Origin of the sequence: Sulfitobacter sediminis (assembly GCF_040811725.1) — a bacterium.
GTDB lineage: Bacteria > Pseudomonadota > Alphaproteobacteria > Rhodobacterales > Rhodobacteraceae > Sulfitobacter > Sulfitobacter sediminis.
On the sequence record NZ_JBFNXX010000284.1, the window covers coordinates 1 to 232 of the forward strand.

Sequence of the window (232 nt, forward strand, 5' to 3'; positions counted from 1 at the left end):
CGGTGATCGCCTGCGGGGGCGAGATCGGGACCGTGACCGGGTTCGGGACAGGGACCTTGACGACGACTGTTCGTTGCGTGGCCTCTGGCGCGACGGTGACTACAGTGACTACAGATCGGACGACAATGTTCGCGGGCGCGGCTCTGATGATCGCTGTTCCGATGTCTCGGGCAATTGTGGCCGGGGTTCGTAGGATGATGTAGAAGTCGGCGATGACAACTTGCTTGTACGT

1 protein-coding gene is annotated in these 232 nt (G+C 60.8%); it reads right to left on the reverse strand.

Annotated elements, in window-relative coordinates; all coding sequences use genetic code 11:
• Nucleotides 1-232, reverse strand: a 232-nt coding sequence (locus AB2B41_RS23790) for a hypothetical protein (RefSeq protein ID WP_367880289.1), incomplete at both ends; no start/stop codon positions are given.